This is a genomic window from Butyrivibrio sp., assembly GCF_015056685.1.
In the GTDB taxonomy this organism is placed as follows: Bacteria; Bacillota; Clostridia; order Lachnospirales; family Lachnospiraceae; genus Butyrivibrio.
In genome coordinates this window covers 1-17,335 of the sequence record NZ_SVFW01000008.1, presented here as the reverse complement: position 1 = coordinate 17,335, position 17,335 = coordinate 1, and the positions used below count along the sequence as shown (strand labels likewise).

Annotated in this window: 14 protein-coding genes; all 14 read right to left on the bottom strand. The window is 42.5% G+C overall.

Annotation, left to right across the window (positions count from 1 at the left end; all coding sequences use genetic code 11):
• Positions 1-18: 18 nt before the first annotated feature.
• Positions 19-1,812: an ABC transporter ATP-binding protein gene (locus E7303_RS04250; RefSeq protein WP_292143992.1), complete on the bottom strand. Its 1,794-nt coding sequence runs from the start codon at positions 1,810-1,812 to the stop codon at positions 19-21.
• A gap of 48 nt (positions 1,813-1,860) precedes the next feature.
• The gene (locus E7303_RS04245) at positions 1,861-2,733 is read right to left on the bottom strand and encodes an alpha-1,2-fucosyltransferase (protein ID WP_292143991.1); all 873 of its coding nucleotides are present in this window, start codon (positions 2,731-2,733) and stop codon (positions 1,861-1,863) included.
• Positions 2,734-2,876: 143 nt separating this feature from the next.
• Positions 2,877-3,965, bottom strand: coding sequence for an SGNH/GDSL hydrolase family protein (locus E7303_RS04240; RefSeq protein WP_292143990.1), 1,089 nt, complete (start codon positions 3,963-3,965; stop codon positions 2,877-2,879).
• A 105-nt stretch (positions 3,966-4,070) separates the two neighbouring features.
• Positions 4,071-5,657 (bottom strand): MBOAT family O-acyltransferase, encoded by a 1,587-nt coding sequence (locus tag E7303_RS04235; protein ID WP_292143989.1) that lies wholly within the window; start codon positions 5,655-5,657, stop codon positions 4,071-4,073.
• 25 nt (positions 5,658-5,682) lie between these two features.
• Positions 5,683-7,599 carry an asparagine synthase (glutamine-hydrolyzing) gene (gene asnB, locus E7303_RS04230; RefSeq protein WP_292143988.1) on the bottom strand — a complete coding sequence of 639 codons (1,917 nt, stop codon included), beginning with the start codon at positions 7,597-7,599 and terminating at the stop codon, positions 5,683-5,685.
• A 15-nt stretch (positions 7,600-7,614) separates the two neighbouring features.
• A complete protein-coding gene (locus E7303_RS04225) occupies positions 7,615-9,405 on the bottom strand; it encodes an HAD-IIIC family phosphatase (protein ID WP_292143987.1) in 1,791 nt (596 codons plus the stop codon).
• Between the two features lie 79 nt (positions 9,406-9,484).
• Positions 9,485-10,693 carry a glycosyltransferase gene (locus E7303_RS04220; RefSeq protein WP_292143986.1) on the bottom strand — a complete coding sequence of 403 codons (1,209 nt, stop codon included), beginning with the start codon at positions 10,691-10,693 and terminating at the stop codon, positions 9,485-9,487.
• Positions 10,694-10,744: 51 nt separating this feature from the next.
• Positions 10,745-11,134, bottom strand: coding sequence for a VOC family protein (locus tag E7303_RS04215; RefSeq protein ID WP_292143985.1), 390 nt, complete (start codon positions 11,132-11,134; stop codon positions 10,745-10,747).
• Positions 11,135-11,176: 42 nt separating this feature from the next.
• A complete protein-coding gene (locus E7303_RS04210) occupies positions 11,177-11,419 on the bottom strand; it encodes an acyl carrier protein (protein WP_022772709.1) in 243 nt (80 codons plus the stop codon).
• Between the two features lie 13 nt (positions 11,420-11,432).
• On the bottom strand, positions 11,433-13,337 hold the full coding sequence (asnB, locus tag E7303_RS04205; protein WP_292143984.1) for an asparagine synthase (glutamine-hydrolyzing): 1,905 nt from the start codon (positions 13,335-13,337) through the stop codon (positions 11,433-11,435).
• A gap of 61 nt (positions 13,338-13,398) precedes the next feature.
• Positions 13,399-14,154, bottom strand: a complete 756-nt coding sequence (locus E7303_RS04200) for a hypothetical protein (RefSeq protein WP_103869355.1) — start codon at positions 14,152-14,154, stop codon at positions 13,399-13,401.
• Positions 14,155-14,169: 15 nt separating this feature from the next.
• Positions 14,170-15,324, bottom strand: a complete 1,155-nt coding sequence (locus E7303_RS04195) for a glycosyltransferase (RefSeq protein WP_292143983.1) — start codon at positions 15,322-15,324, stop codon at positions 14,170-14,172.
• Complete coding sequence (locus tag E7303_RS04190) at positions 15,281-16,216, bottom strand: methionyl-tRNA formyltransferase (RefSeq protein ID WP_292143982.1); 936 nt, start codon at positions 16,214-16,216, stop codon at positions 15,281-15,283. Before E7303_RS04190 ends, E7303_RS04195 begins: the two co-directional genes overlap by 44 nt.
• Before the next feature lie 30 nt (positions 16,217-16,246).
• Positions 16,247-17,335 (bottom strand): glycosyltransferase (locus E7303_RS04185; RefSeq protein WP_292143981.1); only part of this gene is annotated, 1,089 nt, incomplete at its 5' end.

Genomic DNA, 17,335 nt, shown 5'->3' with positions numbered 1-17,335 from the left:
CAAGGTCAAAACAACACATTACTGAATGATCGTTCTGCCTTCAAGTGTAGTCGCTTTGATCTTTTCATCCTTAACTTCGTAGATAATGTCGCAGTTTGCGATTGTGTTAAGTCTGTGGGCGATGATGATCATTGTCTTTTTGCCGTGGAAACTGTTGATAGCTTCCATAACTGCTGCCTCTGTCTCATTATCAAGAGCGCTGGTAGCCTCATCAAATACGAGAATCTCAGGGTTATGATAAAGAGCTCTGGCGATGCCTATACGCTGTCTCTGACCGCCGGAAAGTCTGACACCTCTGTCACCTATCCTTGTATCAAGACCCTCAGGAAGTGTTCTGATAAAGTCAGCAAGCTGGGCCTCTTCGCAGACTTCCCAGATTCTGTCATCATTTATCTGGTCTGCATCAATACCAAATGCTATGTTATCTCTGATAGACTCATCCACAAGGTAGATAGACTGTGGAATGTATCCGATCTGTGCAAGCCATGACTCATAGTTACTAAAGATATTGCTGCCATCGCAGAGGATCTCGCCGCTCTTAACGTGCAAAAGTCCCAGAAGAATATCCACAATTGTGGATTTACCTGCACCCGATGGTCCGATGATACCCACTGACTTTCCTCTTGGAACCATCATATTTGCGTCAGTAAAGATATTGTCTTCAGAATCAGGATAATGGAAAGTGATGTTTTTAAGCTCAATCTCTTTTTCCAGATGAAGGGCAGGTCCTGCAACCTTTGCTCTCTCTGCACGCATCTCTTTTTCCATTTTCATGGATTCTGTAAGGTTGTTATAGACAAAGTCCAGACTGTACTGGTTATAGGCAATCTGAGTAAGATATGTGTTGATCCTGTTTGCTGATGGCATGATCCTGATGGCTGCCATACCAAAGGCTGTGATCTGTGGAAGAAGTGCTTTCGCATCGCCGCCATTCACAAGATAGATAAGCACGTACAAAAGAACAACTGATATGAAAACAGTCTCTATAAGGAGTCTTGGGATGTTGTTCAGCACTGTGTAGTTTCTGTCGATATCAGCGCCGATCCTGCCTGACTCATAGTAGTTGCGGATAAAGAAATCCTGTCTATTTAATACTTTTACGTCCTTAAGTCCATAGATTGCCTGAATTCTCCACTTAGCGATCCTTGACTGTGTTTCCTGGTTCTTTCTACCAATGGTGTTAAGCCTTGGCTTCAAAATCTTGGTAATGATAAGTGTAAGGATCACCAAAACCACAAGAATAAGGACTGTCATCTGCCAGTTAACTGCCAGAAGAACAATTCCAAGGCAGATTGAAACTACCATCTCTGTTGAAAGTGACAAAAGAGAAAGCATCAAAGTAAAGGTCTTTGGAATGTCACTGTCTGTAATTCTGAAAACTGTCGGGATATCTGCACCAAGGTAATCTTCGTAGGGCCTATTTAAGAATTCTCTCATTACCCTGCTGATCATGTCATTTCTGGCTCTTGATATAAATGTGTTCTGCTTATAAACAAGGAAAAGCAGATACAGATTTTTAAAGATAAAAAGAAAAATAAGTGAGATCAAAAGCGCACTGGCAAGCTTTAAGTCACTGTTAAGGCCCAGTGCATTTACGATATTCTGAAGGATCTCACGTTTTTCTATCTGTCTGTGAAGAGACTCAGGTTTTAATATGACTGAAATAACAGGGATCATCATTGAAACGCCCAGTGTCTCAACAACACCCCCAATCAGTATAAGGACAGCTAGTATGAATAGCTGTCCCTTTTGTTTTTTATCAAATATGTAATTTATCTTGGCAAGCAGGCTTACCTTTTTCGTATTACTCATTAAGATATTTCCTAACTATTTGTTGTATGTTCAAAGAAATAATGACCATCACAGAGCAATCTTAGTCATGCGCTCTGTGTAGATGTCGTCCATATCACGGTTATTGATCCACTTCTGAGGTGCGATAACAATTTTCTCCGGCGAATCATTGAGCCATGCTGCCCACCAGCTAAAAGAGCTGTTGGCAATGATATGGTGCTTGCATCTGCTCATAAGAGTCATCTCTGCAATGTCAGTACCCTCGCCCTCTTCAAGCTCAACAACTATAAAGTTCGGTCCCTTAAAGTGATCTCTACACCATTCCTTGTCATCTGTGAAAATAAAGAACACAGCTGATGGATACCGTTTTCTAATCTTATCAATAGCATCCTTATAATATTTTTCAGTGCAGATATTGTGGATATGAATGTGTTCTTCATCCACATAGTCTGTTCTGCGAACATGCAAACTTACTGACTCGCAGCACTCAATCTGCTGCAAGGTTGACCAGCTTGATGCATCAGTCATAAGCTCCTGAGGCTTTTTCTCAAAAGCTTCCCTTATCTCTCTAATGACATCCTTATCCTCAAAATACTTATCACACTGCCAGTAACCTACAAGATAAGCATTATCTTTTTCAAGAATCTCGGGATTAAATTTGCCGGATTCCTCATCTATTCTATATGATTTTCTACCGGTGAGTTTTCTTCTGATGCGGCTGAAAATATCCATTTTAGAATCAGTAAGCTTTACGATTTCATCGTCTGTTGCCTTGTCATACTCAACTCCCCACCTGGATAATACCGGGATTCTGAGTTTGTCGTTAACAAAGCCTGTTTTATCATCAATCTTAACTTCTTTGCCGCGCTTTTTCAGAGACTTATATAATGCGTACTGAAACATCTGATTGCCCAGTCCGCCCTTAAGCTGAATGATTATCATAGCTCCTCCAGGTTGATATCATGTGCATACTGTAAGTCTGACGAGTCAAAAAGCTTATCATGCAAGCATGAACGCATTATGACCTTTTGACCCTGTCGTCATATTATACCATAGTTGTAGAATCTATAAAACAATGCCCCTTGTTACTCCCCTTCTTCAAGGTCGTAGTAAATCTTGTTCTCTGCGTTGTAATAAACCTCCGCGGAGCCGGTCTCGTAGGCTTCAAGCCACAGCTTGTAGGCGTTGTCCCATGACTTGTACTTTGAATCGCCTCTGTGGTCACCCAAAACTCCCTTATCCACATAGTTCTTTTTAAGATACTCCTCAAAGAACTTAGTAACCTTGTAAGCTCCGACAATATTGGTGTGAGTTCCGTAGTCCTTGAAATCAACATCGTAGTCAAGGCCAATTTCATCCACATACTGGTCCATATCAAGGAAGTTGTAGCCTGCTGCCGTTACAATGTCACTGATATAATTGATCTTTTTCTGCTCATCTTCCTGCACATCGTAGGGAGTGATAACGAAGAGTGCATTGAGGTTCTTCTCTTTCAGATATGTCAAAAGATCCGTCAAATACTCTTCCTGTTCCGCGGGAATAGGCTCTCTGTCTGTAATCGCTGCGTTGTCTGTCTTAGGTGCAGGACCAACTGTGGAAAAAGGAACAAATCCCTTGTATTCATCAGGATACTCATACATAAAGGTGCGAAGCTGTGACCAGAGGGCCAGAGTCTTCCAGTTTGAGTGATATTTAAAGATATCAAAATAATAGGAAAGCCTCTCTGATGGGTCCTCAACCATGGCATTTATGGCCTTTATTCTGTTTATAGAATACTTAAGGTTATCTGTAACCTCCCTTGTGTGAGCCATGTTACCAAGAAGGTTCTCATCCTCTGCAGTCCACATGCGCATTTCAAAAATAAAAAGGTCAGGCGTCTGAGTCTTTAACACCTCTTCTACCAGGTACTTTGTGGCAACAGGTCTCTGCATGTTGGAAGCCAGAGGATACATGGTTATTCCCATATCGCCGTAGATCATTGGGTTGGAGATACAAGGATAAACAGGACTTGATCCGATCATGACCGCATCAATTGTGTTATTCTTTTCAGAATAAAAGCCAACAAATCTGTCTTTGACATCACCATTAGTCCTGATGCAGTAAGTCACGTGCACCAGGAGCCAGGATACGATCAATATGAAAACTACTATTTTTGCTACTTGTTTCTTTGTCATAACTAAACTACATTCTCTCTATATTGAAACACTAAATATTCTCTTATATTCACTATTTTGAATTACTGATCATTATCTTAATAAAGCATAACAAATATGCTCTCATCAGAAATCTTTATAAATAAACTCCGCTGCGCTGTAGCCAGGGCCGTACTCTGCAATCAATATCACAAAGAATAAAAATGCAATGTAGATACACCATCTAAGGGCAATCGGCCTGTCAGCTATAAATTCTCTTACGTTTCTGTAATCACTAATTGACTTCTTCAAATTTCCAGCATCATTGTTTTCAATAGCAGTATCTGCCTTCTTAGCTGTTGTTCCAGCCTTACCATTTTCCATGCGATACTGCATCACAGAAACTAAGGCCAGAATAACCAGTGAAACCACAACGATTCCCCAGTCAACAATATCAATTCCAAGATTCAAAAGACTTCCATCCACAAATATCTGTGGGTTAAAGGTTGATACGCTCTCTTTTAACATGCGAAGTGCGTGAGGAACATTGTCTGCTCTAAAGAACAGGTCACCTATACAAACAAGGATAAATGTCCTTACAACTCGCACGCAATCAGCAAATCTGCCCTTCATATTTATCTTCATCTTTTCGCCAAAGAGCCAGGTAAAAAATGGAAGTGTGATCTCGCCAATTACAATGTATGCCCAGTGGAGAAGACCTGAACCGATGACATATTTCATCTCGCCGCCGTGCCACAAACCTACAGAGAACCAGAGGATAAACATAGCCACATAAGTTGTGTACTGCTTGCCCTTCTTTTTACCGAGCTTACCCTTTAAGAACTTGCCAAGGTTCATGATCATCCTGCTTCTAAGGAGTGGGTAAAAGACATTTTCTCTCATCCACACACCAAGAGTGATATGCCACCTTCTCCAGTATTCGCTGATGTTCTTGGCAAAAAACGGAGTAGTGAAGTTCTCAGGTAATATGATTCCAAAGCACTCTGAAGCGCCGATAACTATATCCATGCAGCCTGAAAAGTTAGTGTAGAGCTGAAGCGCAAAGCCCACTGTTCCAAGCATGATGTAAGCACCGGGATACTCTGTGTCGTTGTTGTAGATTGTGTTAACAACTATAGCCAGTCTCTCGGAAATAACCAGCTCTTTAAAAAAGCCCCAAAGCATTCTCTGGGCGCCAAAGGTTATGTTTTTATAATCGAGCTTATGTCTTTCAAAAAACTGCTTTCCTGTCTCTCTTATCTGGAAAATAGGACCTGAGATCATAACAGGGAAATACATTCCGATAAGGGCAGTTTTTAAAAAGCTCTCATCGCCCTCTGCAAGTCCATTGTAAACTTCGATGAAATATCCAAGAAGAATGAAGGTATAAAAAGAAAGTCCAAGAGGAGTCGCAATGCTTCCTCCATGAATAAGCTTGGTATATTTAAGAAAAATCAGGATTCCAAGAAGGGCTGCAAGCTCGAAGCCAAGAACTATGCGCCTTTTGGAAGTATCTGATACCCTCTTGAGAATCTTCAAAAGTCCCCAGGTGGCAAATGACGCAAAAAGAGGATACAGAATAAGCACCCCGTTGCCAGACAAGAGATAGTAGGCAATGCTCGCCAAAAGAAGCACCACCCACTGACCTTTTCCTTTAAACAAAAGAGGCACTGTATAATACACAGCTACTGTAATTACAAAAAACAACAAAAAATAAAACGAAGTAATTCCCATATTATCTCTCTAAGAGGTTACACTCTCAATTATTTCTATACTCAGTTTCCATCCACTGCTGGAACATGAGGATGTACCAGATCTGAATGCGGTATATTCCGCGGTCCGTGAAATCTCTCCAGATCTTCTCCACCACATCAGGATTTAAAAGGCCCTGCTGCCTTATCTTATCCTTGTCCAAAAGAGCTTCCGCCCAATCTCTTATGTCTTTTTCCAATAGCCACTTTGAGATTGGTATTGAAAATCCTTTCTTAGGTCGCTCCATCATATCACGAGGAACGTATCTATACAACACATCACGCAGAACAAGTTTGCCCTGCTCATCATTTCGAAGGTACTCAATTGGCAGTGACCAGGCAAATTCTACCACGTCTTTATCAAGCATAGGCACTCTTGTTTCAAGGGAAACGGCCATAGCTGTCCTGTCCACCTTCACCAAAATATCGTCAGGGTGGTACATACACATATCCATGAGCATAGCTTCGTGGTTGACTTCTCCAAGGAAATCCGCCGGCAGGTCAAGGCACTTATACTTTGCTTCGCCTTTTTTCAGGGCAATCTTTTTAATTATAGGGTCGCTCTCATGCTCCATTCTGTGAACTTCATAAGGAGACTTTGCGCCAAAGTACTGAGCCTTCGCGAATTTGACTTTATCTTTCAATTCATCAGAATTATCAGGCCCATAAATATTCATAAGGAGTGAACTTACAGGTTTTCTTAAGGCATAAGGTATTTTTGCTGCCTTTCCCCATACTCTTGCCACTGAATTATAGGACTTATATCCGCAAAAGAGCTCATCCCCGCCGTCACCTGAAAGTGAAACCGTTACATGGTCCCTTGTCATCTTGCTTACAAGGTATGTGGGGATCTGTGATGAATCAGCAAAAGGCTCTCCAAACATAGAAGAAAGTTTGGGAATAACTGCCTTTGCATCATTTTCATTTATGTAGAGTTCTGTGTGATCTGTTCCAAGGTGAGATGCAATTTCTTTTGCTATAACAGCCTCGTTGTACTTCTCATCCTCCATACCGATGGTGAAAGTGCGCACTTTGCCGGGAGCTATGGACTGCATAAGAGAAACCACAGTGCTGCTGTCAATTCCCGCAGAAAGAAATGCTCCAAGAGGAACATCTGCGATCATCTGGCCCTTGATGGACTCTTTTAGGAGTCTTTCAAGCTCATCTGCCGCTTCTTTTCTGCTGCCTGTAAAGATATTGCTCTGGCCCTTCTTGGCAGCTTCTGCCATTGACCAGTAAACTTCACTCTGAGTCTCCAGGGTTTCCACATTCAAAGTAAGGATTGTTCCGGGCTCCAGCTTATTTATCCCCTTATAGATGGAGTAAGGGGCCGGAATATATCCCTCCTCAAAATACATATCCAAAACATCAGTGTTTATCTCATTGTCAAAGCCATCAACAACGCGAAGGCATCCAATGTCTGATGCAAAGGCGAAGGCTCCTGCTACATTTCCGTAATATAAAGGCTTCTCTCCCACTCTGTCCCTGGCAAAAGAAATAGTGCCTTTCTCAAGGTTATAGACCGCGATTGCAAACATGCCCTTGCAGAGAGAAAGAGCTCTTTTCATGCCAAAGTGCTCAATAGCTTCCACCAAAACCTCTGTGTCAGAAGTTCCGCGAAATGCGCCGATATCAATGCCCTTTGAGGCTGCATCCTTAAGCAACAACTCTTTTACCTCAGCAGCGTTGTAAATCTCGCCATTATAAATAATGACGCTCTTCTCGCTATGAGATTTCATGGGTTGAGCGCCATTCTTGGAAAGGTCAACAATAGCAAGTCGCCTGTGTCCCAAGGCGACTTTTCTATCATCACTTATGTAAATTCCTCCGTCATCAGGGCCTCTGTGAAGCATCCGCTCATTCATCTTTCGGATGTTCTTTTCAGCATCGCCCTTAAACTGTATCAGTCCTGCAATTCCGCACATAGTATGCCTCTAGTGTCACTTAACACTGATCACTTTATTCTTGTTCTCATAGTTCTGACTTATATCCAGCTTGTAGGTCTTATTTCCGTCAGCATCCTCAGAAACAAGGTCAAAACCCTGAATATCGTAGAACTCTTTTACCATCTTGTTCTTGGCTGTTGGATAATAATAGCCATAAATTGTCTTAACTCCACGCTCCAAAGCCTTCTTAACCAGCGCATCCATCATGGCAAACTCCATATCGCGCTTTAAAACTCTGCAGCTCATAAGCCACAGATCAATGTGGAGCTCAGCACCGGAGCGGATATTTCCAATAACAAGTGATACGATTCCGTTATCACCAAATTTATCTTTAAGTCTCCCGTAAAGCGTTATGTTACTGTCATCTGCAGCAGTTTTCTCGATGTCATCCTGTGTATAGCGCTTGGTTGTGAGGTTGAACTGATTACTCTTATTGGTAAGCTGTGCGATACGAGGCATGTACATCTTCTCAAAAGGTGCGATCTCAGCCTCCATCTCAAGAGACTTAAGGTACTCGCTGTAATCAGTAAAGCTCTCTTCAAGCTCAGTTCTCTTTTTGTTGGCCATGTACATCTCGTTTCGCTTTCTGTCATCGTCAGAAACAGATGTGGCCTCGAAAAATCCCGCATGGTCAATTATCCTGATATAGTGCTCAGGGCTGTCGATCTCAGGAACTGCTGCTCCCTTTATCTGGCCCTCAACTATAGCTCTTTCTGCAGGGTTATCATCTACAAATACCAAGGACTCAGGCAGGATATTCAGCTCTTTTGCAATAGCCTTCATATTCTCGCTCTTGGGCTCCCAGTTGGCCTTTATAGCCACAAAGTCATCTGGCTTAAGACTTCCGTCTGGATGATTAAGGCCTGCGATAGCGTTCTCTTCATCGTTTTTAGAATCAACAGTTAAAAGAACTCCGATGTCCTTCTGCATCTTCACATAATTCTGGAACTCTGCATATACCTGACCAAGATTGGTCTCCTGACCGATCTCGATGCCATCAACGCCGTCATCACCTACAACTCCGCCCCACAGGGTATTGTCCAGGTCGAGCACAAGGCCCTTTTTGTTCTTGCCATAAATTGACTTGATGATATTGGCAACATTGAAGCTAAGGGTTGGAATAGCCGGAATGCAAAGGGCATATTTGTACATGTGCCAAGCAAGCGGATCAGACCACTGATCAAGACCATAACAGCTTGAAAGGTAGTTTATATCATTGATAAAAAAGCTCTCCGCTGAGTCTGAAGCCTTTCTTGCATACTCAGCAAACTTCTCGTTAAGTCTGTTTATAAAGGAAAGACGCCCGTGAACATCGAAAAAGTCCCTGTTTCCAAGGAGTCTGTAAAACGGCGCCTCGAAATTGTTCTGAATAATAGGGCAGTGATAGGTGTCAGAGAGCTTCTTCCACATGGTCTCGAAGTGCTGATAGGTCTTCTGGAGCTTTTCATCCACCGCCTCAGCGCTGTCATCCATTGTAGGGAAGTCAGTGATATTGCGGTTTGAAGTGTGAATGTAGATAATGTCCGGGTTAAAGTCATTTAATTCTCCAGGGAACATTGCATCCTGCCAGTACTGACCGTACTCAGACTCATAGAATTCAGGCTCTATTCCATAATTTAGTAAAAAGAGCTCCAATATCCTTATAATGTCATGGGTAGTTGAGCCCCCAAGAACTGCTATCTTCTTGTGGATTCTGTCACTCCCATCAGATAAAAGAGCCTTCTTTAGGCTCTTTGACTTTTTCATTATGTAGCTGCTATCAAAGGGGTATTCTAATTCTTTCACCTTTTGCTCCTATATATTTAACACTCTGTTCATCTATATATTCATACTTTTTTGGCTTGTATGGCCTAAAAAGTATCTTTCACATGAGTGAATCAAAGTATTCTTTCCACTTCTGATTTGTAACTTCAGGACTGCATTTTTCCTGGATCTTCACAGCTTCAGTTCCGATTTTCTCTGCAAAGTCCTTATCCGTAATAAGCTTCTCCATGGCGCTTACAAGAGCTGCCCTGTCATCTACCGGGATAAGAATTCCATTTTCTCCGTCAGTTATAAGGTCTCTCGGCCCTCCACACGGACAATCCGTTGAAATACAAGGAAGTCCCAAAGACATGGCTTCAATAAGGGAGTTTGGCATTCCCTCCTGCTTAGATGCCAGAATAAACATTGCTGCCTTTTCAATGTGCTCAGCAACGTGCTGCACGCTTCCCTTAAACTCAACGTTTTTGTCGATTCCAAGCTTAACCGCCATATTCTGAAGTTTTATCCTGTCAGGGCCATCGCCGTAGAATACAAGACTGTAGTCTTTATGGCCTTTTTCAAGGATTTCCTTAAAGGTTTCCAGAACCATTGCCTGATTCTTATTGGCGTCAAGCCTTGCTACCATTACAATTTTCTTTTCCCGCTCGCCAATGTAGCGCTTTCTGATAAATGAAGGATTGATGGCGTTTGGAAGTATAGTGCATTTCTTTTGTATATAGCCCGGGAACTTCTCTTTCGCCCCCTGGGACTGAACTACAACGCCTGCTGCCTTTCCAAAGAGAGCAAGCATGGAGGATTTCATGGAAAGAGATGCATATTCCCTGTCAGGATCTGAACGCACAGAAACTACTACCGGGATTTTCTCCCCGCCAGCAGTCGAAAGTGCCATGATATTGTTTTTTCCGATAAAGCTAAGGATCAGGTCCGGATGAAGATTCTTCCAAATGTCCTGAAGCTTTTTATGTCTCATGCGAAGATTATAAGCTCTGCCCTTTTGTTCAGACTTTAAAAGAGCTGAGAAAACGCGGGCTATACCATCTTTTTCTCCGCCATGAGGATCAACCCAGGCAGGATTCTCATCAAGGTCTGCAACAAGCTCAGCCCCCGGCGCTCCTGCTGGAACTCTTTTCCATGCCGCGTGCTTAACCTCATACTCATTGTCGGCAAGGTATGTAGTAACAAAGGTCACTCTGTAGCCCTGCTCGAAAAAGAAATCCGCAAGGTTCGTCATGACCCTCTCTGCTCCGCCCTTCTGAAGGGAGCCTATATACATCGCTATATGCTTTTTACTGTTGTTTCCTTGTTCCAAGGGATTATATTCCTCTCAAAATGAATATACATGTAACATCTGTTTGTTTGCTTACATTTCAACAAGCTCTATGATTCCCATGCTTATGTTATTCAAAAAAGCTACTTTTTTGCCCTCAATGCATGGCGCGATATTGGGTTCCTGTATCACTGTGTAATGCTTGTCCTGAAGATCCGCTATGGCCTCATCAACGTTTTCCACTTCATAACACAGATGATAAGGAGTGTTCTTGTAACGCTTAAGGAGCGGATACATTGGAGACTCTTCACCCTTTGGTTCTATCAGCTCTACTCTGTAATCTCCGTTTACCAAAAACTCAATGTCAATGTTTCGAATCTCATCAAACTTTGTAGGAGATTCGACTTCATACCCGAGTTCTAAAAACTTTTTCTCAGTTTTTGATATGTTTTTTACCAGATATCCTATGTGGTGTACTTTCATTTTTACCTCTTGATCAGGCTCTAGTATCTGCCTAAATTTGTATCAGCCAAGCTTTGCAAGGATAAGGTCAGCCATTGCGCCAACATTCTTCATTCCAACGATCTCACCCATTGTAAACTTGATGTCAAATTCCTGCTCAATAGCATTCATAAGATTGATATGCTCAAGTGAATCCCAATCATCAATGTCGTCTGCTGTTGTTTCATCTGTTACTGTGATATCGTCATCTTCAAAAACGTCTCTGAAAACTTCGTTCATTTTCTCGAAAACTTCTTCTCTTGTCATAATTAACCTCTTTCTAATTGATGTAGTAATCGTACCACTGCTGGAAAATAAAGAATGACCAGGAAATCTTGCTAAAGTTTGCTCCTGTGGCAGGGCCTGCGTCTCCGTTCACAATGTAGTTATTGATAAATTTGGAAACATACGCACTGTCGAAAATTCCCTGTTTTTCCAAAAATGAAGTGGAGCTAAAGTCCATGAGCTGGTCCTTTAACGGGCCTCTGAGCCACTGATCCATAGGAACGCCAAAGCCAGTCTTGGGGCGATTAAGCAGCTCTTTGGGTATATAGTCATAAGCGATATCCTTGAGGATATGCTTCTTGTCACCGTCCATGTACTTGAACTTCTGAGGAATCCTGAAGGAGTACTCCATTACCTCCGTGTCCATGATAGGGCATCTGTTTTCAAGTGAATACTTCATGGACGCTCTGTCCATCTTCACCAGAATGTCGTCAGGAAGGTAAGTATCCATATCAAGGAGCATTCGCCTTATCTGGAAGTCTTTTACCCCATAGGATGACTCAAATGGGAAAAGAACCGGCTGCTGTCCCTTTACGTCTCTATCAAGGCTTTCAACGCCGCTTATAAAGGCATGAGCAGACTTTACATAGCTTCCTGAAACGAGCTGAGTCTTGGTCTCAGGATTTCTGTTTGCAGCAACAACCTTAACCCTGAAAGGCATCTTATCTATAAGTTTGCCGCTTCCAAGAGGAATCTGGCCAAGAGCATTGACAATAGCTCCCGGAATTTCAAGCTGCTGAGCCTGTCTTACATTATCGTAAATATTATAACCGCAGAAAAACTCATCTCCGCCGTCACCTGAAAGAGCAACAGTCACATCTTTTTTGGCAAGCTTACTTACAAGCATTGACGGGATCTGTGAGTTATCCGCAAATGGTTCATCGTAGTACTGAGGAATGCTGCTTACAAGGTCAAACATCTCTTTTTCAGAGATATAGAGCTCTGTATGATCGCAGCCAAGGTGCTTTGCAACCTCTTTTGCATACTCAGCCTCGTTGTAGCTTGGCACGTCAAAGCCGATACAGAAGGTCTTCACCGGCTTGTCAGAAAACTCCTGAGCCATGGCTGTTACAAGGGATGAATCATATCCGCCTGAAAGGAAGGTTCCAAGAGGAACATCCGCGATCATTCTGTCGGCAACTGCCTTTTTAAGTCTCTCTTTAAGGCCCTCTTTTGCCTCTTCGTAGCTCTCTATTTTGTCCTGGGATTTCTCCGCGTAAACCTTCTTGATATCCCAGTATTTCCACTTTGTCACTTGGCCCTTGTGGAACTTCAGGACTCCACCGGCTTCAAGCTTGTAGACATTTTCAAAGATCGTATCAGGAGCCAGAATATACTGCTGATAAAGATACCTTGAAATAACATCTCTTCTGACTTCAGGCTTAAATCCCGGACACTTCATAATAGGCTTAAGCTCTGATCCAAACACAAGGTTCTCACCGTCTATCCAGTAAAAGAGAGGTTTTTTACCGATCCTGTCTCTTACAAGGTAAACGTCTGAGGTCTCTCTGTCATAAATGGCGATGGCAAACATACCATGAATGTGGTCAACCATATCTATGCCCCATTTAAGGTAGGCAGCGATGATAACCTCTGTGTCGCAGTGTGACTTGTATGGATAGTCTGACAATTCCTCTTTTAACTCAAGGAAATTGTAAATCTCGCCATTAAAAACAATTGTTATTCTACCGTTGACCGAATGCATGGGCTGATGTCCAAGGGGCGACAGATCAAGGATTGCAAGTCTTCTCTGGGCAAGGCCAACTGAATATCCGTCCTTGTCCTCGTAAATTGCAACGCCGCTATCATCCGGACCTCTGTGGATCATTGTGTCATTCATGATCCTCAGCTCATCTTCACTTATTCTGTTTTTGGAAATATATCCGCAAATTCCGCACATTCTCTATGTTGTTTCCTTAACGTAATGTGTTATCTATATTGATCCATATCATCTACCAGCATCAAACCGGCATTTTTTCAAAATTATCTCTAAGTGGTCCAAAGTCCTTGCACTCATTGTCGATCGAATCAAGAAGTTCTACATATTTCTCATTGATGAGTGCCCTGTAATTTTCAAGGTTATCATAGCCCTTCTTGGTCCAGGCAAATGGATGTGTCAGGATCTGAATCTTCTGATGCTTGCCAATTGTCTCAGCATCAGGATAGCCATATCTCCAGATGTGGTTTGCATCTGACATGTACTTTACTTCAAGCTTTGACTCGGGAGTAGCCTTAGGGTCAAAAGAAAAGAAGTTGTCCTGGTAAGCATTGATAATGCCAGGAATCTTGATGTTCTCTGCAAGTACATCAGGTGATGGTCTGTGGATTGAGAAGGAGTTGATCTCAAAGCCAAGCATGTTGCTGAGCATATCGATTTCCTGCCTGATACGCTCTCTTATGAGCTTCATATCAGTCATTCCGTTTAAAGCAAAATGGAGACCTATTGTCTGTCCTCTTTCATGCATATCTGTGAGGATATCCCTGTTCTTTCTTGAGAGGATGTTGTAGGAATTGTTGGTCCACTGGAAAAAGAATGTAGACCTGAAATCCATGCTCTCCTCAACCTTTGAAAGTGCGTAGGCTCTTTCTACTGAATACTCAACATCGTGTCTCATGATGATCCATGAGTCTCTCTCAAGAGCTTCCTCATATGTAGCGTAAAGACCTGTCTCTTTTATTGCTCTAAGTATTTCTCTGTAATCTTCAAATGAAAACATTTTTGCTCCTTATCATTATCTCTTTGATCTGGCGATCACTTCGTCAAGATAATCTCTCCACTGAACAAATACTGCGTCAGCGTTTGCTATTTCCTCTATCTTTGCAGCTTCTTTGCCAAGGCGCTCAGCAAGCTCTCTGTCCTCGATGAGCCTGCAGATGCCCTCTGCCATTTTGTCCTCATCTTTTATGGGAACAAGTAGTCCGTTCTTTCCATCTGTCATAACAGTTCTGGGGCCGCCGCAAGGGCAGTCTGTGGCAACAATAGGCATTCCCATTGCCATAGCTTCCAAAAGAGAGTTTGGCATGCCTTCCCAGTCCGAGGAGAAGGCATAAACTGCGCCCTTTGGTATTTCTTTTTCCAGTTCATCGCTGCCGCCCATAAGAAGAATATAGTCTTCCGCATGATTGTCAGCAATTATCTTATCAAGTATCTCTTTTGTTCCGTCAAAAGAATCAGGTCCATAAATCTTAAGCACGTAATCAGGGTGCTTCTCGTGAACCTTGATAAAGGCTCTGCAAAGCATGGGCTGATTTTTGAAGTCCACAAGCCTTGCGTGGTGAACAACAGCCTTTTCTTTCTCTGCAGGTGGTGTAAGGCCAAAGTATTTAGGATTAACAGGATTTAAGATAATCCTTGAATTGTCCTGAAGGTATGGTTTAAAGAACTCCTTCTGGCCTGTAGTCTGGAATACGCAGCCTGCTGCCTTAGGGAAGAGCCACTTTATCTGCACCTTATCAGAAAGTGCATCATAGTGCCCAACCGGGTCTGTTCTTATGGATATAACTACCGGAACATCGCTGTTTCCTGCTGCCATGAGGGCTCTGTAATTAGCTCTCTGGGCAAAGGCAATAAGCACATCTGGATGATATTTTTTAACGAACTCTTTTAAGTATTTAATTCGTAAAAAGAACTTTGTTATACGGTTTTTCTTTTCATCGCCCTCACGAAGTCCAACGTGAACGCGGGTAACTCTCTCATCGAGAGCGAATTCATTTTCGTCCACCCATTCAGTCGCAACGTAAACCTTGTAGCCCTCCTTGGCAAACTGATTAGCAAGGTTAGAAACTACTCTCTCTGCGCCTCCCTGAACGAGGCAGTTTAAATGAAATGCAATTGTCTTCATATTACTTAAGTACCATTCCTGTGGATAATTCCACTTTACTATCAAATCTATCTATTCTAATGGAGCCGTCAACAGTTCTTACTATTGGCTTTCCATCGAACATATCAACAATCTCTCCGGGCGCAAAGGCTGAGAAATCGATCATCTCATCGAAAGGATGTGCCTCCCACACTGTAACCTTGTGGTCGTCGTCCTCTGTATCCGCATAGCAGAACGCACCTGGGAAAGGAGCTGCCACGCCACGGATGAGGTTGTAGATGTTTCTGGTCCTCTCATGGAAATCAATCTTTCCATCTGCTGCTGTACGCTTATTGTACCATGAATCAAAATCCTTGGAATCCGTGCGGATCTCAATGGTTCCTTTTTCCATGTAGGTCTTAACAAGCTTTCTGATAAGATTCTTGGAGCAGATCATGTTCTTGTACTGAGCTGTTCTGATGTCATCGTGCTCATTTATCTGGAACATCTCTGTCGCAAAAACGTTAGGTGAATCTGCGTGCTCATCATATCTAAAGAGATTAAGGTTAAATCTTGTATCTCCAAGTATCATTGACCAGTTAAGAGGGCTTCTGCCTCTTCCGAAGGGAAGGTATCCGCAGTTGCCGTGGAATCCGTAGATTCCGGCTTTAAATACATCAAGGACTTCCTTGGGGATAAGTCTTTGCCATCCCATAACGATGCCAAGATCAAAGGCGTTTTCAGATATGAATTTCTTTGTCTTGTCGTCGTTTAAGAAGTAGCTGTCTGCTTCAAAAACAGGGATTCCGTATTTATCTGTTAAGAAGCTAAGGCCCTTAAATCCTGAAACCTGGTTTTTTTCAGTGACCTTAGGAGCTATGGTGATCACAAGGTCAACAGGGCAAAGCTCTTTCTGTATAAAATCTATAATATTTTCCGACGTATCTTTTACGCCAAAAACCACAACTTTGTAATGCATTTGTTTGTGGCTCCTTTCGTGAGGGTTACATTACTCGTACATCCTAAATATATCATGAATGCTGTCGCGATATTTTTCGGGTGTGTAGTTGAGTGCTCGCTCAAAAGCTCGTTCTGAATAGTCTTGGCAAAGGCTATTATCATCAAGAAGCATGCAAATCTTTTCTGCAAGCATTTTCTCTTCGTCTGTTATATGAGTGATGTCCATATCCACTTCTTCACCCATATCAGGTACTAGTATACCATATTTGCCGTTTATAGGCTCTTTTATGCTGTCACCGCTTGGGATGTCAGTTATAAGCTGATTGTACTGAGCATCATCAAGGAGTATCTCGCGGGGACCGGTCTTGCAGTCAGCGGAGATAAGGGGCTTTTTGAGGGCCATAGCTTCAAGGACTGCATTAGGAAAGCCTTCGTGGTTTGAACTGCATACGTAAATGTCAGACTTTGATACGTAGGCGAAGGGGTTCTTTCTGTTTCCCGGAAGGAATATCTTATCAGAAAGTCCGAGCTTTTCTGCCATCTCTTTGTAGGGGTCCCAGTTGCCGGCGCCAAGAACCATAAGGCGTGCCTCGGGATGTTTTTTCTCAACAAGTGAAAAGGCCTTTACAAGATGCCAGATTCCCTTGATATAGTCGTTTCTTCCCATGCAGGCAATGACTTTGGTGTCTTTATCAAAGGGGAAGTCGTCTACTTCTTCGCTTCCTTTTTTCTGAATATCCTCAGTATCGAGAGGATTGTATATATAGGTGCTTCTGTCGTAGTTAAAATCTCTTTTAAGCTGTCTTACGATTTCCTTTGAACAGGACAGAACCTGGTCAGATTTTTTGCAAAAGAGATTAACCTGGCCCTGGTTCTCCATATCAGTCTGACAGCGAAGTCCCGTAAGAACTTTTTCTTTTCCCCTCGAAAGGACATTTACGTAGTTGGAGGAGCTGCCAAAGCTGTAGGAAATGTCTATATTGAGGTCTTTCTTTATCTTTTTAACTTTTTGAACGCGCTTAAGCACGTTTATAACTTTATTGATCTTGCCCTTTTTAGCCGGAACATCAATGTCGATCACATCAAGGCCCGTAACGTCAAAATTGATATCTTTTGAACTGAAGATGAGGATGTGAAC